Here is a 23,197-nt window from a genome sequence, read left to right on the forward strand (position 1 = left end):
CCCATCAGAAATCGCACCGCCCGTGCGTCAAACGTGCGTCACGCGCGTCAGATATCGCATGCAACGCATGTAACGCACGTAACGCACATCACCCAAAGCCGCAGGTCAGCGGCCCTTTTCGGCGGGCTCCAGAATCGCCACGCACTCCACATGGTGCGTCATCGGAAACAGGTCGAACGCCCGCAGCGTCCGCGGCTGGTAGCCGCCGTCGCGGAAGTACGCCAGGTCGCGGGCCAGGGCCGCGGGGTCGCAGGCGACGTAGGCGATGCGGCGGGCGCCGAGGGAGGCGAGGTGCTTGACGGTCTGCTTGCCGGCGCCGGCGCGGGGCGGGTCGAGGACGATCAGGTCGACGTCCTCGATGCCGGTGCGCGGCAGTACGGACTCGACCTTGCCCTGCTCGATCCGGACCCGGTCGAAGTGCTGGAGGTTGTGGCGGGCGTCCTCCACCGCGCGCTTGCCGGACTCGATGCCGAGCACCGCGCCCTTCTCCCCCACCCGGTCGGCGAGGGCGCCCGCGAAGAGACCCACGCCGCAGTAGAGGTCGAGCGCCATGTCGCCCTTGCGCGGCAGCAGTCCCTGCATCACGGCCTTGACGAGCATGTCGGCCGCCTGCGGGTGGACCTGCCAGAAGCCGCCCATGCCGACGCGGTACGTACGGTCGTCGGCGCGCTCGCGGACGAAGGCGCGGCCGTGGACGCGGTGCACTCCCCCGTCGCGTTCCTCGACCCGGAGCACCGAGACGGGCTTGTCGAGTTCGACGAGCGGGAGCCGGCCGCCGGGGCGCGGGGTGAGGACGACCTGGCGGTCGTTGGAGCCGGTCGCGGCGATCGCCTCGACCGTGGCCATCTGCGGCCAGTCCTGCTTCTCGATGCCCAGTTCGCTGACGCCCGGGGCGGCGATCAGGCAGTGGTCGATCGGCTGGACGTCGTGCGAGCGGTGCTTGCGCAGTCCGGCCCGGCCGTCCTCGTCGATCGCGTACTGGACGCGGGTCCGCCATCCGGGCACCTCGCCCGCGGGCAGCTTGTCCCCCGGTGCGGGCATGACGGTGCCGTCCCAGCCGGCCTCCTCGGGAGTGAGGCCCGCGAGGCGCTGCAGCTGCTCCGCGATCACTTCGCCCTTGAAGCGGCGCTGGGCGCCCGGCTTGGCGTGCTGCCAGTCGCAGCCGCCGCACTTGCCGGGGCCGGCGTACGGGCACGGGGCCTCGACCCGGTCCTTGGACGGCTCGAGCACCCGCACCGCGTCGGCGCGCAGGAAACGGGAGTCCTCATCGCCCTCGGTGATACGGGCGACGACCTTCTCGCCGGGCAGCGTGTGCCGTACGAACAGCACCCGCCCGTCCTCGGTACGGGCGACGCAGTGGCCGCCGTGGGCGACCGGGCCGACCTCGACCTCGTGCTCCTGCCCGACCAGCGAGGACTCAGGTGCGTTCTGCATGGTGGGGTGACTCCAGAGATCAAGGGGGTGCGCGGGACCCGGCGGACTGCCGGAAGCAGTTGTCCTTCCGGCGGCCGCGTCACGCAGGACAACGACCGACCAGTCTACGTCGGTCCTGAGGCGCGTCACGCCTTCCCGGTCGGCTCCTTCGGCCGGCCGTCCACCATGCCGCGCCGTACCGACCCGGGGGCGTTCCAGTCCTGGCGCTTCTTGGCCCGCTCCTTGGCCGCTTCGGAGGACACCAGCTGGTACGGCACCGAGGTCACCATCACGCCGGGGGTGAACAGCAGCCGTCCCTTCAGTCGCAGGGCGCTCTGGTTGTGCAGGAAGTGCTCGTACCAGTGGCCCACGACGTACTCGGGGATGACCACGCTGACCACGTCGCGCGGGCTCTCCCGGCGCAGGCCCTTCACGTACTCGATGACGGGGCGGGTGATCTCGCGGTACGGGGAGTCGAGGATCTTCAGCGGGACGTTGATGGCCCGCCGGTCCCACTCCTGCTGGAGCGCCTTGGTCTCGGCCGGGTCGACGTTGATGCTGATGGCCTCGAGCCGGTCGAAGCGCATCGCCTTGGCGTAGGCGACGGCGCGCAGCGTCGGCCGGTGGACCTTGGAGACGAGCACGATCGCGTGGACGCGTGACGGCCGGACGCTGTCCTCGCCGGGCTCGTCGGGTGCCGCGATCTCCTCGGCGACCCGGTCGTAGTGCTTACGGATCGCGCTCATCGTCCCGTAGAAGATGACCATGCCCAGCAGGGCCACCCACGCGCCGTGGGTGAACTTGGTGGCCAGCACGACGACCAGCACCAGGCCGGTGAAGAAGGCACCGAAGGCGTTGATCGCCCGGGAGCGGATCATGTGGCGGCGTTTGGCCTTGTCCCTCTCGGTCTTCAGATGCCGGTTCCAGTGCCGGACCATGCCGGTCTGGCTGAGGGTGAAGGAGACGAAGACGCCGACGATGTACAGCTGGATCAGTTTCGTGGAGTCGGCCTCGTACACCCAGACCAGCAGGATCGCGGCGCCGGCCAGCAGCACGATGCCGTTGGAGAAGGCGAGCCGGTCGCCGCGGGTGTGCAGCTGCCGCGGCAGGTAGCGGTCCTGCGCGAGGATCGAGCCGAGCAGCGGGAAGCCGTTGTACGCGGTGTTCGCGGCCAGGAACAGCACCAGGGCGGTGGCGGCGGCGAGCAGCACGAAGAAGAACGTTCCGTCCCCGAAGACGGCGGCCGCGACCTGCGAGATCACCGGGTGCTGGACGTAGTCCGAGCCGACCGGGGCGCCGTTCGCGAGCAGGTCCTTCGCCGGGAACTCCGCCATCTTGACGTCGGTGGCCAGAGCCAGGCCGATGATGCCGCAGAACATGGTGACGGCCAGGGCGCCCATCATCAGCAGCGTCGTCGCGGCGTTCCGGCTCTTCGGCTTGCGGAAGGCGGGGACGCCGTTGCTGATGGCCTCGACGCCGGTCAGCGCGGCACAACCGGACGAGAACGCGCGCAGCAGCAGGAAGAGCAGAGCGAAGCCGGCGAGGCCCTCGTGCTCCGCCCTGATCTCGAAGTCGGCGGTCGGGGCGCGCATGGTGTTGTCGAGGACGACTCCCTTGAACGAGCCCCAGACGATCATGATGAAAACGGCGGTGACGAAGACATAGGTGGGAATCGCGAAGAGCTTGCCCGACTCCTTCACGCCACGCAGATTCATCAGGGTGAGCAGGACGATGATCCCGATCGCGCAGAACACCTTGTGCTCGACGACGAACGGGACCGCCGAGCCGAGGTTCTCCACTCCGGACGAGATCGACACGGCCACCGTGAGGACGTAGTCGACCAGCAGGGCGCTGGCGACGGTCAGACCGGCCTTCGGGCCGAGGTTGGTGCCCGCGACCTCGTAGTCGCCGCCGCCGCTCGGGTACGCGCGCACGTTCTGCCGGTACGAGGCCACGACCGTGAACATGAGCACGACCACGGCGGCCGCGATCCACGGGCTGAAGTGATACGCCGACGCACCCGCCAGGGACAGGACCAGCAGCACTTCGCCCGGCGCGTATGCCACGGAGGACAGTGGGTCGGAAGCGAAGACGGGGAGAGCGATGCGTTTCGGGAGAAGCGTCTCCCCCAGCTTTTCACTGCGCAGCGCCCGGCCGATCAGGATCCGTTTGGGAACGTCGGTCAGTTTGGACACGCTGAGGATCGTAAGCGCTCGATATGAGCCAAGCCCAACCAGCAGCGCACAACCTGCGGGATCTTGACGCGGGTGCCTCGCCGGGCCCTCTTGTCGGGCGGTGCGTACCCTGTCCGGGCCGTGGTCCGAGACCCTGCCGTGGTCTGAGACCCTGTGGTGCACTTGGAGTGCAGTGCCTCAGTGACCGGTACCGCGGAGCAGTGCCTCAGGGCGGTACCGCAGAAGACATAGCCGGAAGGACGGTCGTGCACATCGTCATCATGGGATGCGGGCGAGTGGGAGCCGCTCTCGCGCAGACCCTGGAGCAGCAGGGGCACACGGTCGCCGTGGTCGACCGCGACCCCACCGCCTTCCGGCGCCTGGGATCCGGATTCGGCGGCCGCCGCGTCACCGGTGTCGGCTTCGACCAGGACACCCTGCGGGAGGCGGGCATCGAGGACGCGGGCGCGTTCGCCGCCGTCAGCAGCGGTGACAATTCCAACATCATCGCGGCCCGGGTGGCACGCGAGATGTTCGGCATCGAGAACGTCGCGGCCCGGATCTACGACCCCCGGCGGGCCGAGGTCTACCAGCGTCTCGGCATCCCGACGGTCGCCACCGTCCGATGGACCGCCGACCAGATGCTGCGGCGGCTGCTGCCCTCCGGCGCGGAGCCGCTGTGGCGCGATCCGAGCGGCGGCGTGCAGCTGGCCGAGGTCCACACCTCGCCGTCCTGGATCGGCCACAAGATCAGCCGGCTCCAGGACGAGACGGGCGTACGGGTCGCCTTCCTGACCCGGCTGGGTGAGGCGGTCCTGCCGACTTCCCAGACCGTCCTGCAAGAAGGTGATCTCGTGCATGTGATGATGCACACGGACGAGATCGCGAAGGTCGAGGCGGCCTTCGCGGAGGGTCCAGAGGAGGGCGGGCACTGATGCGTGTCGCTATCGCGGGCGCCGGTGCGGTGGGCCGTTCCATCGCCGGGGAGCTGCTGGAGAACGGGCACGAGGTCCTCCTCATCGACAAGACACCCACCGCGATCTCGGTGGAGCGCGTGCCGCAGGCGGAGTGGCTGCTCGCCGACGCCTGCGAGATCACGTCCCTGGACGAGGCGGCGCTGCAACGCTGCAGCGTGGTGATCGCCGCCACCGGCGACGACAAGGTGAATCTCGTCGTGTCGCTGCTCGCCAAGACGGAGTACGGGGTGCCGCGGGTCGTCGCGCGCGTCAACAACCCGAAGAACGAGTGGCTCTTCAACGAGTCCTGGGGAGTCGACGTCGCCGTCTCCACGCCGCGCCTCATGTCGGCGCTGGTGGAGGAAGCGGTGAGCGTCGGCGATCTCGTACGCCTGCTGCGCTTCAGCCACGGCGACGCGAACCTCGTCGAGCTGACGCTGCCGCCGGAGTCGGCGCTGGCGGGCACGCTGGTGGGGGATGTGGCCTGGCCCGAGGACACGTCACTGGTCACGATCATCCGCGGGTCGCGCGTCCTGACGCCCAGCCCGGAGCAGACGCTCGAGGCGGGTGACGAGCTGCTGTTCGTGGCGGCGCAGGCGCGCGAGGAACAACTCGAGGATCTCCTCTCGGTCCGCCGCGAGAGCCCGCCCCAGGCGGGCTGAACCTCCCGGGCCACGCTCCTTGCGGGGATGTGGCCCGGGGCCCGTCGCGGGCCACACTGACGTGGTCGTCAGGGGGCTGCCGCCAGGGCGGCGACGTTGCGCCCCGGGCCCAGGGCGGATCCCACGCTCCCAAGGGGCACCGACGGCAGGCGTCGGGAGGCGAGGCCGCGGCCCAGAAGGCCGACGGCGCCGGGCGTCGGGGTCCCGGGGTGGGATCTTCGGCTTCGGTGCGAAGGGCGGTGAGGGGGACGGGGGACGTCGCCCCACCGGCCCCGCCCCGGTCTCCTCGTCAGCTCGCCTTCTCCGCCTTGCGCCGCTCCTCCTCCGCCTCCATCTCCGCGAAGACGTCGATCGGCGGCGGCGCCTTCGCCAGGAAGACCCACGTCAGGTAGACCGCCAGCAGGAACGGCGGGATCTTCAGCGCCACCAGCACCCAGCCGAGCTGCGTCGTGTCGGCCCACCAGTACAGCGGGAAGAGGATCGCGCACTTGGTGAGCAGGATCAGCCCCCACGCCCAGCTCGCCTTGGTGTACGCCTTCTTGCGGCCGGGGTTGCGGGTCCGCCAGGAGAGGTTCTCCTTGAAGACCGGCCCGAGGATCAGGCCGATCAACGGGACGCCCGCGATCGCCGTGACGATGTACGCCAGTGCCAGGCCGAGCGTGTACAGCATGCCCGGCAGATAGAAGTCCTTCGCATTGCCGGTCATCATCGCGAACACGACACCGAAGGCCACACCGAAGACACCGCTGAACGCGTGCTTGACGGTGTCCCTGCGAAGGAGCCGGACCACGACCATCAACAGGGCGACGCCGAGGGCCGCGATCGCGGAGAGGTGCAGGTCCTTGTTGACGGTGTAGATCGAAACGAAGAGCAGCCCCGGCAGGACCGTCTCCACCATGCCGCGGACACCGCCGAATGCCTCGAACAGAGCCGCCTCCGTGACCGCCTTCACGTCGCCGGAAGCAGGAGCGGAAGCGGGGTCGGAAGCGGAAGCGGGGCCGACGGCGGAAACGGGGCCAGGGGCAGGCTCCTGCGCGTCGCCGGTCGTGGTAGTGGGGGTCGGCTTGTCGACAGACGCCACCGGCTACTCCTGTCCGAGTGGTCGGAGTTCGTATTTGGGATTGAACAGCACCCGGCGGCCCTGGCTCATCGAGACCCGGCCGGAGGCGATCATTCTGCGGCCTGGCTCTATGCCGACGATGGAACGCCGGCCCAGCCAGACCACGTCCAGCGGAGCCGTGCCGTCGAAGAGCTCCGCCTCCAGCGCGGGCACGCCCGCGACCGGGCGCAGGGTGACCGTGCGCAACGTACCAGCGACTCTGACGATCTGACGGTCACCGCAGTCGCAGATCCGGGTGCACCCCGATGCCTGTGCGTCCTCCTGGAGCTCCTCGGACTCGAGGTCCTGCTGTGAGCTGGAGAGCCGGTCCAGCATGCGCCGGAAGCGGCCGGCCTGTCTGGCCACCGATTCCTCCTTCGCCGCCTTCGCGGAACGGGGTCGAGCACTCATACAGCAAGCCTACCGGCCGCCACCAGCCCCGGATCAACGTTCGAAGCGGTATCCCATGCCGGGCTCGGTGACGAAATGCCGGGGATGCGACGGGTCGGCCTCGAGCTTGCGGCGGAGCTGCGCCATGTAGACGCGCAGGTAGTTCGTCTCGGTGCCGTACGAGGGCCCCCACACCTCCTGGAGCAGCTGCTTCTGGCTCACCAGGCGCCCGGTGTTGCACACCAGGACCTCGAGCAGATGCCACTCGGTCGGGGTGAGCCGTACGTCACGGCCTTCGCGGTGCACCTTCTTGGCGACCAGGTCGACGGTGAAGCCCTCGGTCTCGACCACGCTCACCTCCTGCTCGCCGCCGACGGGCTCCGCCCTGCGGACCGCGGCGCGCAGCCGGGCGAGGAGCTCGTCCATGCCGAACGGCTTGGTGACGTAGCCGAACGGCTTGGTGACGTAGTCGTCGGCGCCGGCGTCCAGCGCCTCGACCTTCTCGTCGGAGGAGTGACGGGCGGACAGGACGAGAACGGGTACGCGCGTCCAGCCGCGCAGCCCCCTGATCACCTCGATGCCGTCCATGTCGGGCAGTCCGAGGTCGAGCACGACGACGTCGGGGTGGCGGGCCGCGGCCAGTTCGAGGGCGGTGGCGCCGTCGGAGGCCGAGTCCACCTCGTACGTGCGCGCCTCCAGGTTGATCACGAGGGCGCTTACTATATGCGGCTCGTCGTCGACCACGAGCACCCGGGTCATGCGCTGCCCGCCTTTCCGCCCGTGCGGGCCGCTGCTGGGAGTGTTCCGGTGGGACCGGGGGCGGCCGCGAGGGTGAGCACCATCGTCATGCCACCGCCGGGGGTGTCCTCGGCGGTGAGCGTCCCGCCCATCGCCTCCATGAACCCGCGGGCGACGACGAGTCCCAGGCCGACGCCCGCGCCGCGCGGGGCGTCGCCGAGGCGCTGGAACTGTTCGAAGATCCGCTCCTTCGCCTCGTCGGGCACGCCCGTGCCGCGGTCCACGACGCGCAGTTCGACGCGCGGGCCCAGGGCGCTCGCGGCGACGGTGACGGGAATGCCGTCGGGGCCGTACGTGACGGCGTTCTCGACGATGTTGGCCACGGCCCGCTCCGGCAGCCCGCGGTCCACGGCAACCATCGGCAGCGTCTCCGGGATCTCCAGTTCGACGCTCTCGGCAGGGACGCCGGCGAGCGCGAGGGGGATCACCTCGTCGAGACCGGTCTCGCGGATCATGGGGTGACGGTCCCGGTGTGCAGCCGCGACATGTCGAGCAGATTGCCCACCAGGCATCGAGTCGGTCGGCGCCCGCTTAGACGCCTGCCAGCAGCTCGGCCTCGTCCGCCTGGGATCAGGTGACGTCGTCGGAGCGCAGCGAGGTGACGGCCGCCTTGATGCCGGCCAGCGGGGTGCGCAGGTCGTGGCTGACGGCGGCGAGCAGGGCCGTGCGTATCCGGTTGCCCTCGGCGAGTTCCCGGGCCTGCTCCGCCTCGCCGACCGGGCGCTGCCGGTCCACGACGACGGCGGCCTGGGTGGCGAACGCCGCGAGGACGCGCCGGTCCTCTGCGGGCAGGACGCGGCCGCAGAGCGCCATCGCCATGTGGTCCCCGACGGGCATGTGCACGTCCGCGTCGTCGGGGCGGGTGGCGGGCCGCGGGCCGACACTCGCGGTGCGGGTCCACGGGCCGACGTCGCTGTCGCGCTCGAGCAGCGCGACGGACTCCATGGCGAACGTCTCGCGCACCCGCTCCAGCAGGGCGTCCAGCGCCGTGTCCCCGCGCAGGACGCTGCCGGCGAGGAACGAGAGGATCTCGGACTCGGCCTGAGCCGGGCCGCCTGATGGGTGCGGCGCGCGGCGAGGTCCACCACGGAGGCCACGGCCACGGCCACCGCGAAGAAGATGATGACGGCGACGAGGTTCCTCGGCTCCGCGGTGTCGAGGGTGTGGGTGGGCGAGGTGAAGCAGTGGTTCAGCAGGAGCGAACCGACGGCGGCGGCGGCGAGCGCGGGCAGCAGCCCGCCGAGCAGTGCCGCGATCACGGTCAGAAAGAGGAAGAGCAGCACGTTGTCGACGAGGCCCGGCCCGTCGTCGTCGAGGCTGGTGAGCAGCAGCGCGAGCAGCACGGGCCCGGCTACGCCGACCAGCCGTCCTCCGGCGATCCGGGCATGCCCGAGCCGGGCGCCGCGCGCACCCGGCAGGCCCCGGCCCCGGCCGGCCTCGTCATGGGTGACGATGTGGATGTCGAGGTCGGGCCCCGAGTCGCGGGCGACGGTCGCGCCGACGCCGGGACCGAAGAGGTACTGCCAGGTCCTGCGGCGGCTGGAGCCGAGCACGACCTGGCTGGCGTTGACGCCGCGGGCGAAATCCAGCAGCGAGGAGGGCACGTCGTCGCCGATGACGTGGTGGAAGGTGCCGCCGAGGTCCTCGACGAGGGTGCGCTGGACGGCGAGTTCCTTGGGCGAGGCCGAGGTCAGTCCGCCGCTGCGGGCGATGTAGACGGCCAGGACCTGGCCGCCGGCACCCTTCTCCGCCAACCGGGACGCGCGCCGGATGAGGGTGCGGCCCTCGGGTCCGCCGGTGAGCCCGACGACGATGCGTTCGCGGGCCTGCCAGGTGGAGCGGATGCCGTGCTCGCCGCGGTACTGCTGGAGGTACTCGTCGACCCGGTCGGCGAGCCAGAGGAGGGCGAGTTCGCGCAGGGCGGTGAGGTTGCCGGGCCGGAAGTAGTTGGAGAGCGCCGCGTCGACCTCGTCGGGCTGGTAGATGTTGCCGTGGGCCATACGGCGGCGCAGCGCCTGGGGCGCCATGTCGACGAGTTCGATCTGGTCCGCGCGGCGGACCACCTCGTCGGGGATCGTCTCGTGCTGGGGGACACCGGTGATCGTCTCGACGACGTCACGAGCCGAGCCGGTCGCGCCGCAGTTCCAGCAGCCCGCCCTCGCCGAGTCCGGAGAGTTCGACGTCGTCGACGGTGATACGTCCCCGGTCCGGGGAGTCCAGACCGCCGACGAGATCGAGGAGTGTGGTCCTGCCCGAGCCCGAGCGGCCCTCGATCGCCACCAGCTCGCCCCGCGGGAGGTCGAAGGAGACGCCGCGCAGCGCGTGGACGGCCGCGGCGCCCGTGCCGAACGAGCGGTGCAGGTTCTCGACCCGCACCATGGGCCCGCCCGCCGGGGGTCGTCGACGACGGCCGTACCGGACTGCCCGCTGCCGCCCTGGCTCATCAGGAGTCCCCCGCTGCGGATCGTGTCCGGCTCGGTATGTGCAGGGTGCACACGGGCGGGCAACGGTTCTGCGCCGAGCTGCGGAATCGAGCAGGCCGCGCTCCCCCTCGGGGAGCACGGCCCACCGTGTGGCGCTGTCGCCGGGACGGCGCCTCAGCGGACCTCGGTGATCTCCGGCCCCCGCTGGAGCTGCCCCATGCCTCCGGAGAACCGGGAGCCTTCCTGCTCCTCCTGCTGAACACCCTCGGGCACCATCTGCGCGTCCTCCGGCAGCTTGAGGACGATCGGGTCGCGCGGGGCCATCGGTCCGTCGCCGCGCACCACGACGGTGTCCCGGAAGATCTGCTCGAGCAGACCGGCCGCCTGCGGCTGCACCGCGCCCTGACCGGAGATCACACCGCGCAGGAACCAGCGCGGGCCGTCGACGCCGACGAAGCGCACCAGCTGTACGCCGCCCGTGCCGTCGGGCAGCTGCACGGGCACCTGGGCCCGCAGCTCCCAGCCGAGCGGGCCCTCGACCTCGTCGATGATGCCGCCCTGCTGGGTGATTCCGGAGGCGATCTCCTCACGCACCTCGCCCCAGATGCCCTCCTTCTTGGGCGCCGCGAACGCCTGGAGCTGCACGGCGCTGTCGCGCAGCACCACGGTGGCCGCGACGATCGCGTCGCCGGCGACCTCGACACGGAGTTCCATGCCCTCGACCCCGGGCACGAAGATACCGCCGAGGTCGACCCGGCCCTCACCGGGCCTGGAGACCTCGGACACGTCCCAGGGGCCGTCGGGCCGGGGCGCCGGCGGGAGGTTCACCCTGCGGGCTTCGCTCTCCTCGGCGTCCGTACCGAGCTCGTCGACCTGCTCGGCCTCGCCCGTTGCGTCCGCCGCGTCCTCGGCGGAACCACTCTTCTTGCGACGTCCGAACACGTCACTGTCCTTCCCGGTCGGATACGACCGAAGCGTATCGATTCCCACCCGTAGAGCCGTCCACGGCGGCATGACCGCCGGTGGACCCGAAGCCCCCCTCGGCCCGCGCCGAGCCGGGAAGCTCCGCGACCTCGTGGAAGCGCACCTTCTCGACTTGCTGGACGACCAGTTGGGCAATCCGGTCGAACCTTTCGAACCGCACGCTCTCGCGTGGATCGAGGTTGACCACGATCACCCTGATCTCCCCACGGTACCCGGCATCAATCGTCCCCGGGGCATTCACGAAGGCGATACCGCAGCGGGCCGCGAGCCCGGACCGGGGGTGCACGAAGGCCGCGTACCCGTCGGGGAGGGCGATGGAGATCCCGGTGGGCAGCACCGCCCGCTCCCCGGGGGCGAGTTCGGCGGCCTCGCAGGTCACCAGATCGGCTCCGGCGTCGCCGGGGTGCCCGTATGCGGGCAGCGGCACGTCGGGGTCCACGCGGCGGATCAGTACGTCGACGGGTTCACGCATCACGGGTTCACCTCGAAGGCGCGGGCGCGCCTGAGCTGGTCGGGGTCGGCCATGGCGGCCTGGATCTCGGCGGGGCGGCCGTTCTCGACGAAGTGGTCGACCTTGACCTCGATGAACAGCGCAGCCGCCCGCACGGCCACCGGGCCGTCGGGGCCGCCGATGCGGCCGGTGGCGGTCGAGTAGATCTTGCGTCCGGCCACCGCGGTGACGTGGGCGTCGAGGTGCAGCACGGTGTCCACGGGGACGGGGCGTACGAAGTCGGTCTCGAGCTTGCCGGTGACGGCGATGACGCGCAGCAGCCAGTTCAGCGAGCCGAGCGTCTCGTCCAGCGCGGTGGCGAGGATGCCGCCGTGTGCGAGGCCGGGGGCACCCTGGTGCGCGGCCTTGACGGTGAACTCGGCGGTGACGCGGACGCCCTCCTCGGCCCGTGCCGCGAGGTGCAGTCCGTGCGGCTGCTGCCCTCCGCATCCGAAGCAGTGCCCGTAGTGCGCGCCGAGGAGTTCACCCGGGGCGGGCGCGCCCGGGTGCCGCACCGGCGCCGCGGCGCCGGCCGGCGGGGTCAGCGCCGAGGAACCGGCGGGGGGTCCGGGGGTCGCCTCCCGGGAGTTCGCGTTACTCACAGGCGCAGACCTTACCCGCGCGGCTACCCGCGGGTCGCACCGTGCCAAGCTTGGATTCATGCAGCCTTCCGCCCCGCAGTACGCAGAACGTCTGACCGCGCCCCGCTCGTGGTGGGCCGTCACCGCCCTCGTCGCCCTCTCCGGCGGTCTGATCATGCTGCCGCTGGGCGTCCTGCCGATGCTCGGCGGTGTGATCGCCGCGGGCGCCCTGGCGTCTGCGCTGGTCAGCTCGTACGGGTCGGCCCGTATCCGGGTGGTGGCCGGGTCGCTGGTCGCGGGGGACGCGAGGATCCCGGTCTCCGCGCTCGGCGAGGCCGAGGTGCTGGACGCGAAGCAGGCGCGGGACTGGCGCCTCCACAAGGCCGATCCGCGGGCGTTCATGCTGCTGCGCAGCTACGTTCCGACAGCCGTACGGATCGAGGTCAGCGACCCGGACGATCCGACGCCGTACGTCTACCTGTCGACGCGGGACCCCGAGGCGCTGGCCGCGGCGCTGACGGCCGTGCGTACCGCCTGAGCCCGGGAGGCCGCCGGACGGCAGGCGCCGGCGGAGGGCAGGCGCCTCTTCTTCGGCTTCATCGGTGCCTCTTCGGCGGCCTTGCTCTGATCGGGCCCGGTCAGGCGTCCTGCCCAGGGGGGAGCTCACGGGGTCCCAGCGGGTTCTCCGGCTGCTCCAGCGGAGGGAGCGCGGGAAGCGCGTCCCAGGGGACCTGCCTGCGCCGCAGATCGGCGCGGATCCGGTCCGCGAGCCTCCTGGTGTCACGGCGGTTCATCACGGCGCCGACGGCCGCGCCCACCATGAACGGCAGCAGGTTCGGAAGGTTGCGCACCATGCGCTTGGTGATCTGCTGGCGCAGCTGGCGCTTGAGCTGGCCGCCCATCGCGGCGTTGAAGGTCGAGGGCTTGGTGAACTCGATCCCGCGCTCCTGGGACCAGGAGTTCAGATAGGCGGTGCTGCGGTCCTTGAGGCCGCCTGGCGGCCGTACTCCGTAGACCTCGTGCAGTTCGGCGATGAGTTTGAGCTCGATCGCCGCCACGCCGATGATCTCCGCCGTGAGCTCGGCCGGCATCGCCGGCGGCACGGGCATCATCGCGGCGGCGCCGATACCGGCACCGACGGTGGAGGTGGCGTTCGCCGCGCCCGCGACCAGCTTGTCGGCAAGCTGCTCGGGGGGAAGGCCGGGAAACTGGCGGCGCAGCTTGTCCAGGTCGCGCACCGGGACACGCGGTGCGTTGTCGATCAGAGCGTCGGCGAGGTGGGCCAGCGCCGCCTTGGCGCTCTCCTTGCTCCTCACGAGCCTCGTACGGGCGCTGTGACCGCCTCGGGTGAGGCCCGCCCGTGCACTGCGGCCGCTCACGGCGACGCCCTTCGTGACCGTCGCCAGGCGTCGGGCCCTGGTTGGGGGCCCGGCCTGGCCGGCCGTCTCGAGCGAGGCCGCGAGGCCCCGCTCCACACCCTCGCTCGCGTCGTGCGGCAGTAGAGCGGCCCGGTCCTCGGCGGACGCCGTGGCGTCCGATCCGTGGCCCGTACCGCCGTGGTGCGCCTCCGGCGGTTTACCGCGCCGAAAGCGCCGCTTCCCGGACGGTGTCCCGCCTGCCACTGCCGACTCCTCAGTCGCAGTCGCGGCAGATGGGCTGACCGTTCTTCTCGCGCGCCAGCTGACTGCGGTGGTGCACGAGGAAGCAGCTCATGCAGGTGAACTCGTCGGCCTGCTTCGGCAGGACCCGGACGGCGAGCTCCTCGTTGGACAGGTCTGCTCCCGGGAGCTCCATGCCCTCGGCAGCCTCGAACTCGTCGACGTCGACGGTCGAGGTGGACTTGTCGTTCCGCCGGGCCTTCAGTTCTTCAAGGCTGTCCGAATCGACGTCGTCATCGGTCTTGCGTGGGGTGTCGTAGTCCGTTGCCATGTCGCTCTCCCCCTCTGGGTGGTTGCGGTGTCTCAGCGCACGTAACGCGTGAGAGGCCGGACTTGTGCCCGACCTGAGGCGGAGATTTTGCCTCACATCAAGGTCTGTTACTCAATCGACACCCAACCGGACCTCCCGAGAGTGATCGGGTTGGATGGCGATGGGGACCGTACACGGTCCGCCGAGGCGCTTCACGAGCGCCACCCCGTGTACTTCCCGTGATGCAACCCCTTGGAAACCCGGGCTTTTCCCGACTTTCCACCGGATTATCGATCACGGAGCGTGGGTGCGCCCGGTAGTGGCCATGTGATGGATCGCACATGGATTCGACGGATGTCGTTTCCGAAAATTCCGCTTAAAGCGAACATCGATACCCGTACTCACACCGGAAGAGTGACACGCATCACCAGGCCGCCGCCCTCACGGGGCACCGCCGAGATGCGCCCGCCGTGGGCGCGGGCCACGGACCGGGCGATGGAGAGCCCCAGGCCGACGCCCTTGTCACTGCCCGTGCGCTCCTGCCGGAGCCGCCTGAACGGCTCGAAGAGGTTGTCGATCTCGTAGGCCGGAACGACCGGCCCGGTGTTCGAGACCAGCAGGACCGCCTGGCCGTGCTCGACCGACGTGGTCACCTCCACCCATCCCTGCTCCGGGACGTTGTACCGGACCGCGTTCTGGACCAGGTTGAGGGCGATCCGCTCGAGCAGGACGCCGTTGCCCTGGACGACGGCGGGCTCACGCCCGCCCCGGACCTCCACCCCCTTCGCCTCGGCCTCCGTGCGCGTCTGGTCGATGGCGCGCGAGGCCACTTCCGCCAGGTCGACGGGCTTGCGCTCGACGATCTGGTTGTCGCTGCGGGCGAGGAGCAGCAGCCCCTCCACGAGCTGCTCGCTCCGCTCGTTCGTGGCCAGCAGAGTCTTTCCCAGCTGATGGAGCTCCACAGGCGCTTGCGGGTCGGAGAGGTGGACCTCCAGCAGCGTGCGGTTGATCGCCAGCGGGGTACGCAGCTCGTGGGACGCGTTCGCGACGAACCGCTGCTGGGCCGTGAAGGCCCGCTCCAGGCGGTCCAGCATCTCGTCGAAGGTGTCGGCGAGCTCCTTGAGCTCGTCGTCCGGCCCGTCCAGCTCGATCCGGCGCGACAGGTCCGACCCGGCGACCTGACGCGCGGTCCGCGTGATCCGGCCGAGCGGCGACAGGACCCGGCCGGCCATCGCATAGCCGAAGGCGAAGGCGATGATGCTCAGGCCCAGCAGGGCGAACAGGGACCGGCGCAGCAAGTCGTCCAGGGCCAGCTCGCGCTGGTGCTGGAGACAGGTGGAGACGGCCTGGCTGAACTGCTCGCCCGACCCCTCCTCGGGGAGCGTGCACCAGTCCGTGGTGGGCTGGACCTTGCCCTCGACGATCTTGAAGGGCAGTTCGGTGACACCGACGTTCAGGGCCTGCGCGGTGAAGAGATAGATGATCGACAGCAGCAGGATGCCCGCGATCAGGAACATCCCGCCGTACAGCAGGGTGAGCCTTATCCGGATCGTCGGGCGCAGCCACGGGCGGACCGGCTCCCGGGGGTCCCAGGTGGGCTTCGGAGGCGCCTCTGGCGGCGCGGGTACGGTGGCCACCGCGATCAGATCCGGTAGCCGGAACCGGGCACCGTGACGATCACGGGCGGTTCGCCGAGCTTGCGGCGCAGCGTCATCACGGTCACCCGCACGACGTTCGTGAACGGGTCCGTGTTCTCGTCCCACGCCTTCTCCAACAGCTGCTCGGCCGAGACGACCGCGCCCTCGCTGCGCATCAGGACCTCCAGGACCGCGAACTCCTTGGGGGCGAGCTGGATCTCCCTGCCGTCCCTGAAGACCTCACGGCGGTTCGGATCGAGCTTGATGCCCGCGCGCTCGAGGACGGGCGGCAGCGGCACCGTGGTACGTCGCCCCAGGGCGCGCACCCGGGCGGTGAGCTCGGTGAACGCGAACGGCTTGGGCAGATAGTCGTCGGCGCCGAGCTCCAGACCCTCCACGCGGTCGCTGACGTCCCCCGAGGCCGTCAGCATCAGCACCCGGGTGGGCATGCCCAGCTCGACGATCCGGCGGCAGACGTCGTCCCCGTGGACCAGCGGCAGGTCGCGGTCGAGCACCACCACGTCGTAGTCGTTCACCCCGATGCGTTCCAGGGCGGCGGCTCCGTCGTACACGACGTCGACCGCCATGGCCTCCCGGCGCAGTCCGGTGGCCACCGCATCGGCGAGCAGCTGCTCGTCCTCGACGACGAGTACGCGCACGTCGCTGTTCCTCTCTCGCGAGCCCCGATCGTGTGACAGGGCGGGTCTGCGCACTGACTGTGCGGCTCCATCCTGCCCGTTACGCGCGTAAACCGGCGGTAAGTCGAACCCGCTACGGGCCGGGCCCGGTGGCGGGTGCCTGGGAACGACCGGACTCGTGTGCGGGTTGAGGTTTCCACCGGGGAAGGCCGGGGGAGGACGACTGCACATCCCGATCACGCCCTGTATGTGGCACACCACGACCTGTTCCAGGGTTGATCAACCCACCGTCGGCACACCCCCGTGCCACCGACCCACGACGAGGGGGCGCACCATGGACGCTTTCACCGCCGGACTGATGCAGCGCATAAGGGCCGCCGAGACCGACCTCACGATCGCCAGGGAGACGGGCGACGACTTCCTCGCGGACGTCGAGCAGGCGGAGCTTGACGATCTCCACCGTCTGGCCGCCGAGCACGGGGTGAACCTCACGGCGGCGTGATGCCGGGCGTGCGCTGTGCACGCGTCGGAGACCCGGCACCGCGAAAGCGGTGCCGGGTCTCTTGCTGTGCGGGCTCGGAGGCGTGCGGGAGGGTCGGGCAGCTGCGCGGAGCCGTTTGCCCGCCCCGCGTCTTCCCGAGACCGGGCTCCGCCCGGACCGTGCCGCGCTTCGCACGGTGTCCTCGGTCTTCCCCACGGCCTGGCGGACGTAGGGAAGACCGAGGCGCGGAGGTCCGGGGCAGAGCCTCCGGTGCGGGAAGGGGCGGGGCGGGGAGCAGGCTCCGCCCCGCCCCCGGCCTCACGTCTCAGTCATGCCACGCGCCCAGTTCCTCCAGCATTGCCTGCAGTGGCTCGAAGACGCCCGGCGCCGCGGCGACGGTCAGGTCGCCGGACGGGGGGTCGCCGGGGCGGCCCCCGGTCCGGGCGCCCGCCTCGCGGGCGATCAGGTCGCCGGCCGCCAGGTCCCACGGGCTGAGGCCACGCTCGTAGTAGCCGTCCAGGCGCCCGGCCGCCACGTCCGACAGGTCGATCGCCGCGGAGCCACTGCGCCGGATGTCCCGCAGCCGCGGGATCAGCCGCTGGGCGACGTCCGCCTGGTGGCTGCGGACGGTGTGGACGTAGTTGAAGCCGGTGGACACCAGGGCCTGCTCCAGCGGGGGCGCCGGCCGGCACCGTACCGGCCGGTCGTTCAGGAACGCGCCGCCGCCCCGTACCGCGCGGAACGTCTCCCGCCGCATCGGGGCCTCGACCACGCCGACCACGGTCTCCCCGTCGATCTCCGCGGCGATCGACACCGCCCAGGTGGGCAGTCCGTACAGGTAGTTGACCGTGCCGTCGAGCGGGTCGATGACCCAGCGCACACCGCTGGTGCCGACGGTGGCGGCGCCCTCCTCGCCGAGGAAACCGTCGTCCGGGCGGTGCTCGGTGAGGAAGCCGGTGATCAGCTTCTCGGCCGCGATGTCCATCTCGGTGACGACGTCGATGGGGCTGGACTTGGTCCTCGCGACACCCAGGTCGTCCGGCCGGCCGTCCCTCAGCAGTGCGCCGGCCCTGCGGGCGGCCTCCAGGGCGAGGGGCAGCAGTTCATGGACGAGCGGGTCGGTCACAGAGGCGGTCACAGATGTCTCCTTCACGCGTAGGGGCTGTCGGCGCCGGCCGCCGCGGGCCTCGGCGCGCGGGCCGGGCAGCATCCGACGGGGCAGAGGTCGTGGCTCGGGCCGAGCGCGCCGAGGGCGCAGCGCTCCGCCGGGACGCCCCGCTCGGTCGCGGCCCGCTCCAGGAGGAGGTCACGCACCGCCCCGGCGAACCGCGGGTCGGCGCCCACCGTGGCGGACCGGCGGACCGGCAGGCCCAGCTCGGCGGCTTTGGCGGCGGCTTCGGTGTCGAGGTCGTACAGGACCTCCATGTGGTCGGAGACGAAGCCGATGGGGACCATGACCACCGCGCGTGCCCCGGAGCCGTGCAGCGCCTCCAGGTGGTCGCAGATGTCCGGCTCCAGCCAGGGGATGTGCGGGGCCCCGCTGCGGGACTGGTAGACGAGCTCCCACGGGTGCTCCACGCCGGTCTCCCGGGCGACGGCGCCGGCGATCAGGCGGGCCACGTCGAGGTGCTGGCGCACGTACGCGCCGCCCGTGCCGTGTTCGGTGGCGGGACCGGAGGAGTCGGCCGCGGAGGTCGGGACGGAGTGCGTCGTGAAGGCGAGGTGCGCCTCGGCGCGGACGTCCTCCGGCAGGTCGGCGAGCGAGGCGAGAACGCCGTCGATCATGGGACGTACGAACCCGGGGTGGTTGAAGTAGTGCCGCAGCTTGTCGACGCGCGGCAGCTCCCGCCCCTCCTCCGCCAGGGTGGCGAGGGCGTCGGCGAGGTTCTCCCGGTACTGGCGGCAGCCCGAGTACGAGGCGTACGCGCTGGTGGCGAGGACGGCGATGCGCCGGTGGCCGGCGTCGCTCATCTCGCGCAGCGTGTCCGTGAGGTAGGGCGCCCAGTTGCGGTTGCCCCAGTACACGGGGAGGTCCAGGCCGTGCTCGGCGAAGTCCTTGCGCAGGGCGCCCAGCAGGGCGCGGTTCTGGTCGTTGATGGGGCTGACGCCGCCGAAGAGGAAGTAGTGCTGCCCCACCTCCTCGAGCCTTTCCCTGGGGATGCCGCGGCCACGGGTCACGTTCTCCAGGAACGGGACCACGTCGTCCGGGCCTTCGGGGCCGCCGAACGAGAGCAGCAGAAGGGCGTCGTAAGGAGCTGGATCGCGCAGATCGGACATGCCGTCGATCCTGCCACCCGCCTTGGACACCGGGAAAACGCGGTGCATCCGCCGAGGCCCGGCGCGTAATCTCTGAAGGCTGTCCATACGCCTTACCGGAGCCCGACCCGGAGACCCCGTTGCCCAGTCCGTACCGCGCGATCTTCGCCACCCCCGGCGCCCTGGGGTTCTCCGCCGCCGGCTTCCTCGGCCGGATGCCGCTGTCCATGATGGGCATCGGCATCATGACCATGATCTCGGAGATCACCGGCCGGTACGCACTGGCCGGCACGCTCACCGCGACCCTGGCGCTGTCCGCGGCGGTGCTCGGCCCGCAGATCTCCCGCCTCGTGGACCGCCACGGCCAGCGCAGGGTGCTGCGGCCCGCCACTCTGGTCGCCCTGGCGGCGGTCACCGGGCTGCTGGTCTGCACTCAGCAGGGCGCCCCCGACTGGACGCTGTTCGCCTTCACGGCCGCCGCCGGCTGTGTGCCGAGTGTCGGGGCGATGACCCGGGCGCGCTGGGCCTCGCTGCTTCAGGGGACACCGCGCGAACTGCACACCGCCTACTCGGTCGAGTCGATCATCGACGAGGTGTGTTTCATCTTCGGTCCGATCGTCTCCATCGGGCTGTCGACCCTCTGGTTCCCGGAGGCGGGTCCGCTGCTGGCCGCCGCGTTCCTGCTGGTCGGTGTCTGGTGGCTGACCGCGCAGCGCGCGACGGAGCCGAAGCCGCATCCCGCCGGGCAGCACACCGGAGGCAGCGCGCTGCGCTCCCCGGGTCTGCAGGTGCTCGTCGCCGCGTTCGTCGCCACCGGGGTCATCTTCGGCGCGGTCGACGTCGTGACGGTGGCGTTCGCGGAGGAGAGCGGGAGAAAGGCCGCGGCGAGCTGGGTGCTCGCGGTGTACGCGCTCGGTTCGTGCCTCGCCGGCGCCGTCTTCGGTCTGCTGCACCTGAAGGGTGATCCCGCGCGGAGGTGGGTGCTGGGCGTCTGCGCGATGGCCGTGAGTATGATCCCCCTCCAACTGGCCGGGAGTTTGCCGTTCCTGGCCGTGGCGCTCTTTGTCGCGGGCCTTGCCATCGCGCCGACGATGGTGACGACCATGGCCCTCGTCGAGGCGCACGTACCGCGCAGCAAGCTGACCGAGGGCATGTCCTGGACCGGTACGGGGCTCGCGGTCGGTGTCGCACTGGGGTCGTCGGCCGCCGGCTGGGTGGTCGATTCCGAGGGCGCCGCCGCGGGGTACGCGGTGCCCGGCGTGGCGGGAGGGGTCGCGGCCGTGGTGGCGTTCCTGGGGTACCGCCGGCTGCGCAGGCCGGTGCCGACGCGGGAGGGGCAGCGTGAGCAGCGTGATCAGGACCCGGAGAGGCGAGAGCAGGCCGTGGCGTAACTGGGCGGGGACGGTCGTCTCGCGGCCGGCGAGACAGGCGCGCCCCGCGTCCGTGGAGGAACTGGCGGACGCCGTGCGGCAGGCCGTCGCGGACGGCCTGCGGGTGAAGACGGTCGGCACGGGCCATTCCTTCACCGCCGTGGCGGCCACCGACGGGCTGCTTGTACGGCCCGATCTGATGACCGGGATCCGGCGGATCGACCGCTCCGCGATGACCGTCACCGTGGAATCGGGCACCCCGCTCAAGCGGTTGAGCACGGCGCTCGCCCGTGAGGGTCTGTCCCTCACCAACATGGGCGACATCATGGAGCAGACCGTCGCGGGCGCGGCATCGACCGGCACGCACGGCACGGGCCGCGACTCGGCCTCCGTCGCCGCCCAGATCAGGGGCCTCGAGCTGGTGACGGCGGACGGCCGCGTGCTCACCTGTTCCCAGAAGGAGAATCCGGAGATCTTCACGGCCGCCCGGATCGGTCTGGGCGCCCTGGGCATCATCACGGCGATCACGTTCGCCGTGGAGCCGGTCTTCCTGCTGACCGCCCGTGAGGAGCCGATGGCCTTCGACCGGGTGATGGCCGACTTCGACGAGCTGCACGCGGAGAACGAGCACTTCGAGTTCTACTGGTTTCCGCACACCGGCAACTGCAACACCAAGCGCAACAACCGCAGCGCCGGTCCACCGGCCCCGCCCGGCAAAATGAGCGGCTGGATCGAGGACGAGCTGCTCTCCAACGGGGCCTTCCAGCTCGCCTGTTCGCTCGGCCGCGCGGTGCCCGCGGCCGTTCCCGCGATCGCGCGGATCTCCAGCCGCGCACTGTCCGCCCGCACCTACACGGACATTCCCTACAAGGTCTTCACATCTCCGCGCCGAGTGCGGTTCGTGGAGATGGAGTACGCCCTGCCGAGACAGGCCGCGGTCACGGCGCTGCGCGAGGTCAGGGCGATGCTCGAACGCTCACCGCTGCGGGTGGGGTTCCCCGTGGAGGTGCGCACGGCCCCCGCTGACGACATCACTCTGTCGACGGCCTCGGGCCGGGACACCGCGTACCTCGCGGTGCACATGTACCGCGGCACGCCCTATCGTTCGTACTTCACCGCCGTGGAGCGCATCATGACGGCGCACGGCGGGCGCCCGCACTGGGGCAAGATCCACACCCGCGACGCGGCGTACTTCGCCGAGGCGTATCCCCGGTTCGGCGAGTTCACGGCGCTGCGCGACCGGCTGGATCCGGACCGGGTCTTCCAGAACGCGTATCTGCGCCGTGTGCTGGGCGACTGACCGGCCGCCACACGCCGCACCAGGGAGGCCAGTAGTTCTATTTGTGCCGTTTCGGTGAAGTGCGGGACTCCCTCACCCGGCGTCCGGGCGCACAACTCCCGCCCCGCCGCGTAACTTCGGCGGCGCGGCGGTCCACCCTGATGGCCCGAATGGAGTACTGTGGCGAGCCCTGGGTCCGGCCTCCTTCGTGGTGTCCGGACCCCAGGTTGGGGGCCGAAAACGGCGCTCGATCCGGCGGCGCCGCGGTGAAGCACGGAGATCTATCGCTCAGAGTGACCGATCAATCACGCTGAGTGGCGAATAGATCACCGTGCCATAACGGCGATCCAGGGCAGGTGCCCGACACGCCGGGCATCTCGGCAAGGTTGTGGCAGGCTGCACCCGGGCAGGCCACACTCGACTAGCGGAAGCGGCGACGCAGGTGACGTCGGCAGGCACCACCCGGGAGGTCCCCATGCCCGAACTGCGTGTCGTGGCCGTCTCCAACGACGGCACACGACTGGTGCTCAAGGCTGCGGACAGCACGGAATACACCCTTCCGATCGATGAGCGACTGCGTGCCGCCGTACGCAACGACCGCGCCCGCCTCGGGCAGATCGAGATCGAGGTGGAGAGCCATCTCCGCCCCCGTGACATCCAGGCGCGGATACGGGCCGGTGCCTCCGCCGAGGAGGTCGCCCAGTTCGCCGGCATCCCCGTCGAACGGGTGCGCCGCTTCGAGGGCCCGGTGCTCGCCGAGCGTGCCTTCATGGCGGAGCGGGCCCGCAAGACACCCGTACGCCGCCCCGGTGAGAACACCGGCCCCCAGCTGGGCGAGGCCGTGCAGGAACGGCTGCTGCTGCGCGGCGCCGAGAAGGACACCGCGCAGTGGGACTCGTGGCGCCGCGACGACGGCACCTGGGAGGTCCTGCTGGTCTACCGGGTCGCCGGCGAACCGCACTCGGCGAGCTGGACCTACGACCCGCCGCGGCGGCTCGTCCAGGCGGTCGACGACGAGGCCCGGGCACTGATCGGCGAGACCGACGACACGATCACCTCGTCGCAGGAGCCGAGCTTCCCGTTCGTCCCCCGCATCGCACGGCTGCCCAGGGACCGGCCGTTGGACCGCACCCTCGACCGCCAGAACGAGCGTCCCGCCGCCCCGCCGGCCGACGCGGACGGCAACGGCGAGCGGGACTCGCTGACCAGCCTGCTGGAGGCCGTGCCCAACTTCCGCGGTGACATGGTCGTGCCCGAACGGCCCGTGCCGGTCGAGCCGCCCGCCGCCGAGCCCGGCGAGGAGTCCGAGGCCGAGGAGGAGCCGGTGGCACCCGCCGCGTCCGCCGGTGCCGGTTCGGCGTACGCGGACGTGCTGATGCCCCGGGCCGTGGCCGGCCACCGTGACCGGCTGACCGGCACGACGGACCGCCAGGCGGAGGCGGACGGCGTGCGGCCGGGCCGCCGCGCCGCCGTGCCGAGCTGGGACGAGATCGTCTTCGGCACCCGCCGCAAGAAACAGGAGTAAGAAACGTTCTGCAGGGGTGAGAAGCGTCCGGGGGGGGGGGGGGGGCCGGGGGGGGGGGCCCCCCCGCCCCGCCGGCGGCCGCCCCCCCCGGGCCCCCCGCCCCCGGGGGGGGGCGGGGGCGGCGCGCCCACCC

General features: G+C 71.3%; 21 protein-coding genes and 2 pseudogenes. 7 read left to right on the plus strand and 16 right to left on the minus strand.

Going from position 1 to position 23,197, the window contains the following annotated elements:
* Positions 1–105: 105 nt before the first annotated feature.
* Positions 106–1,434: a class I SAM-dependent RNA methyltransferase gene (locus AB0903_RS22020; RefSeq protein WP_366705254.1), complete on the minus strand. Its 1,329-nt coding sequence runs from the start codon at positions 1,432–1,434 to the stop codon at positions 106–108.
* A gap of 125 nt (positions 1,435–1,559) precedes the next feature.
* On the minus strand, positions 1,560–3,608 hold the full coding sequence (locus tag AB0903_RS22025) for an APC family permease (RefSeq protein WP_366705256.1): 2,049 nt from the start codon (positions 3,606–3,608) through the stop codon (positions 1,560–1,562).
* A gap of 245 nt (positions 3,609–3,853) precedes the next feature.
* Here AB0903_RS22025 and AB0903_RS22030 point away from each other — a divergent pair, with 245 nt between their 5' ends.
* Positions 3,854–4,522: a TrkA family potassium uptake protein gene (locus tag AB0903_RS22030; RefSeq protein WP_366705258.1), complete on the plus strand. Its 669-nt coding sequence runs from the start codon at positions 3,854–3,856 to the stop codon at positions 4,520–4,522.
* Complete coding sequence (locus tag AB0903_RS22035; RefSeq protein WP_366705260.1) at positions 4,522–5,205, plus strand: TrkA family potassium uptake protein; 684 nt, start codon at positions 4,522–4,524, stop codon at positions 5,203–5,205. The genes AB0903_RS22030 and AB0903_RS22035 overlap by 1 nt, the downstream gene beginning before the upstream one ends.
* Positions 5,206–5,494: 289 nt before the next feature.
* On the opposite strand, the gene AB0903_RS22040 is transcribed toward AB0903_RS22035, so the two are convergent.
* The 8 genes and pseudogenes from AB0903_RS22040 to AB0903_RS22075 all read right to left on the minus strand — a co-directional run bounded on the left by AB0903_RS22040 (position 5,495) and on the right by AB0903_RS22075 (position 11,991).
* Positions 5,495–6,157 carry a DUF3159 domain-containing protein gene (locus AB0903_RS22040; protein WP_366705301.1) on the minus strand — a complete coding sequence of 221 codons (663 nt, stop codon included), beginning with the start codon at positions 6,155–6,157 and terminating at the stop codon, positions 5,495–5,497.
* Positions 6,158–6,289: 132 nt separating this feature from the next.
* A complete protein-coding gene (locus AB0903_RS22045; protein WP_366705262.1) occupies positions 6,290–6,715 on the minus strand; it encodes an OB-fold nucleic acid binding domain-containing protein in 426 nt (141 codons plus the stop codon).
* Positions 6,716–6,748: 33 nt separating this feature from the next.
* Positions 6,749–7,453 carry a response regulator gene (locus tag AB0903_RS22050; protein ID WP_366705263.1) on the minus strand — a complete coding sequence of 235 codons (705 nt, stop codon included), beginning with the start codon at positions 7,451–7,453 and terminating at the stop codon, positions 6,749–6,751.
* Positions 7,450–9,609: pseudogene (locus tag AB0903_RS22055) on the minus strand (ATP-binding protein); the annotation flags it as partial. The pseudogene AB0903_RS22055 and the gene AB0903_RS22050, both read right to left, overlap by 4 nt.
* Before the next feature lie 4 nt (positions 9,610–9,613).
* Positions 9,614–9,936: pseudogene (locus AB0903_RS22060) on the minus strand (ATP-binding cassette domain-containing protein); the annotation flags it as partial.
* A 153-nt stretch (positions 9,937–10,089) separates the two neighbouring features.
* Entirely contained in the window at positions 10,090–10,857 is a 768-nt protein-coding gene (locus AB0903_RS22065; protein WP_366705265.1) for a DUF3710 domain-containing protein, read from the minus strand.
* Position 10,858: 1 nt separating this feature from the next.
* A complete protein-coding gene (gene dut, locus AB0903_RS22070) occupies positions 10,859–11,371 on the minus strand; it encodes a dUTP diphosphatase (RefSeq protein WP_366705267.1) in 513 nt (170 codons plus the stop codon).
* Positions 11,371–11,991, minus strand: a complete 621-nt coding sequence (locus tag AB0903_RS22075) for a PaaI family thioesterase (protein ID WP_366705269.1) — start codon at positions 11,989–11,991, stop codon at positions 11,371–11,373. Before AB0903_RS22075 ends, dut begins: the two co-directional genes overlap by 1 nt.
* A gap of 58 nt (positions 11,992–12,049) precedes the next feature.
* Between AB0903_RS22075 and AB0903_RS22080 the strand changes: the two genes are divergently transcribed.
* Positions 12,050–12,508, plus strand: a complete 459-nt coding sequence (locus AB0903_RS22080) for a DUF3093 domain-containing protein (RefSeq protein WP_366705271.1) — start codon at positions 12,050–12,052, stop codon at positions 12,506–12,508.
* A 100-nt stretch (positions 12,509–12,608) separates the two neighbouring features.
* On the opposite strand, the gene AB0903_RS22085 is transcribed toward AB0903_RS22080, so the two are convergent.
* The 4 genes from AB0903_RS22085 to AB0903_RS22100 all read right to left on the minus strand — a co-directional run bounded on the left by AB0903_RS22085 (position 12,609) and on the right by AB0903_RS22100 (position 16,174).
* Positions 12,609–13,592 (minus strand): hypothetical protein, encoded by a 984-nt coding sequence (locus AB0903_RS22085; RefSeq protein WP_366705273.1) that lies wholly within the window; start codon positions 13,590–13,592, stop codon positions 12,609–12,611.
* Positions 13,593–13,602: 10 nt separating this feature from the next.
* Positions 13,603–13,899 (minus strand): DUF4193 domain-containing protein, encoded by a 297-nt coding sequence (locus AB0903_RS22090; protein ID WP_005310959.1) that lies wholly within the window; start codon positions 13,897–13,899, stop codon positions 13,603–13,605.
* Between the two features lie 380 nt (positions 13,900–14,279).
* On the minus strand, positions 14,280–15,515 hold the full coding sequence (locus AB0903_RS22095; protein ID WP_366705275.1) for a HAMP domain-containing sensor histidine kinase: 1,236 nt from the start codon (positions 15,513–15,515) through the stop codon (positions 14,280–14,282).
* 5 nt (positions 15,516–15,520) lie between these two features.
* Positions 15,521–16,174: a response regulator transcription factor gene (locus tag AB0903_RS22100; RefSeq protein ID WP_005310963.1), complete on the minus strand. Its 654-nt coding sequence runs from the start codon at positions 16,172–16,174 to the stop codon at positions 15,521–15,523.
* 313 nt (positions 16,175–16,487) lie between these two features.
* Between AB0903_RS22100 and AB0903_RS22105 the strand changes: the two genes are divergently transcribed.
* Positions 16,488–16,655 (plus strand): hypothetical protein, encoded by a 168-nt coding sequence (locus AB0903_RS22105; protein ID WP_366705277.1) that lies wholly within the window; start codon positions 16,488–16,490, stop codon positions 16,653–16,655.
* A 304-nt stretch (positions 16,656–16,959) separates the two neighbouring features.
* Here AB0903_RS22105 and AB0903_RS22110 read toward each other — a convergent pair whose 3' ends face one another.
* Together AB0903_RS22110 and AB0903_RS22115 are read right to left on the minus strand one after the other, a co-directional pair.
* A complete protein-coding gene (locus AB0903_RS22110) occupies positions 16,960–17,760 on the minus strand; it encodes an inositol monophosphatase family protein (RefSeq protein WP_366705303.1) in 801 nt (266 codons plus the stop codon).
* Positions 17,761–17,783: 23 nt separating this feature from the next.
* The gene (locus AB0903_RS22115; protein ID WP_366705279.1) at positions 17,784–18,911 is read right to left on the minus strand and encodes a ferrochelatase; all 1,128 of its coding nucleotides are present in this window, start codon (positions 18,909–18,911) and stop codon (positions 17,784–17,786) included.
* A 119-nt stretch (positions 18,912–19,030) separates the two neighbouring features.
* Between AB0903_RS22115 and AB0903_RS22120 the strand changes: the two genes are divergently transcribed.
* The 3 genes from AB0903_RS22120 to sepH all read left to right on the plus strand — a co-directional run bounded on the left by AB0903_RS22120 (position 19,031) and on the right by sepH (position 23,064).
* A complete protein-coding gene (locus tag AB0903_RS22120) occupies positions 19,031–20,281 on the plus strand; it encodes an MFS transporter (RefSeq protein WP_366705281.1) in 1,251 nt (416 codons plus the stop codon).
* Positions 20,232–21,560: a D-arabinono-1,4-lactone oxidase gene (locus AB0903_RS22125; RefSeq protein ID WP_366705283.1), complete on the plus strand. Its 1,329-nt coding sequence runs from the start codon at positions 20,232–20,234 to the stop codon at positions 21,558–21,560. The genes AB0903_RS22120 and AB0903_RS22125 overlap by 50 nt, the downstream gene beginning before the upstream one ends.
* Positions 21,561–22,014: 454 nt before the next feature.
* A complete protein-coding gene (gene sepH / locus AB0903_RS22130; RefSeq protein ID WP_366705285.1) occupies positions 22,015–23,064 on the plus strand; it encodes a septation protein SepH in 1,050 nt (349 codons plus the stop codon).
* Positions 23,065–23,197: the final 133 nt, after the last annotated feature.

This window comes from Streptomyces sp. NPDC048389, from assembly GCF_040706335.1.
Lineage (GTDB): Bacteria > Actinomycetota > Actinomycetes > Streptomycetales > Streptomycetaceae > Streptomyces.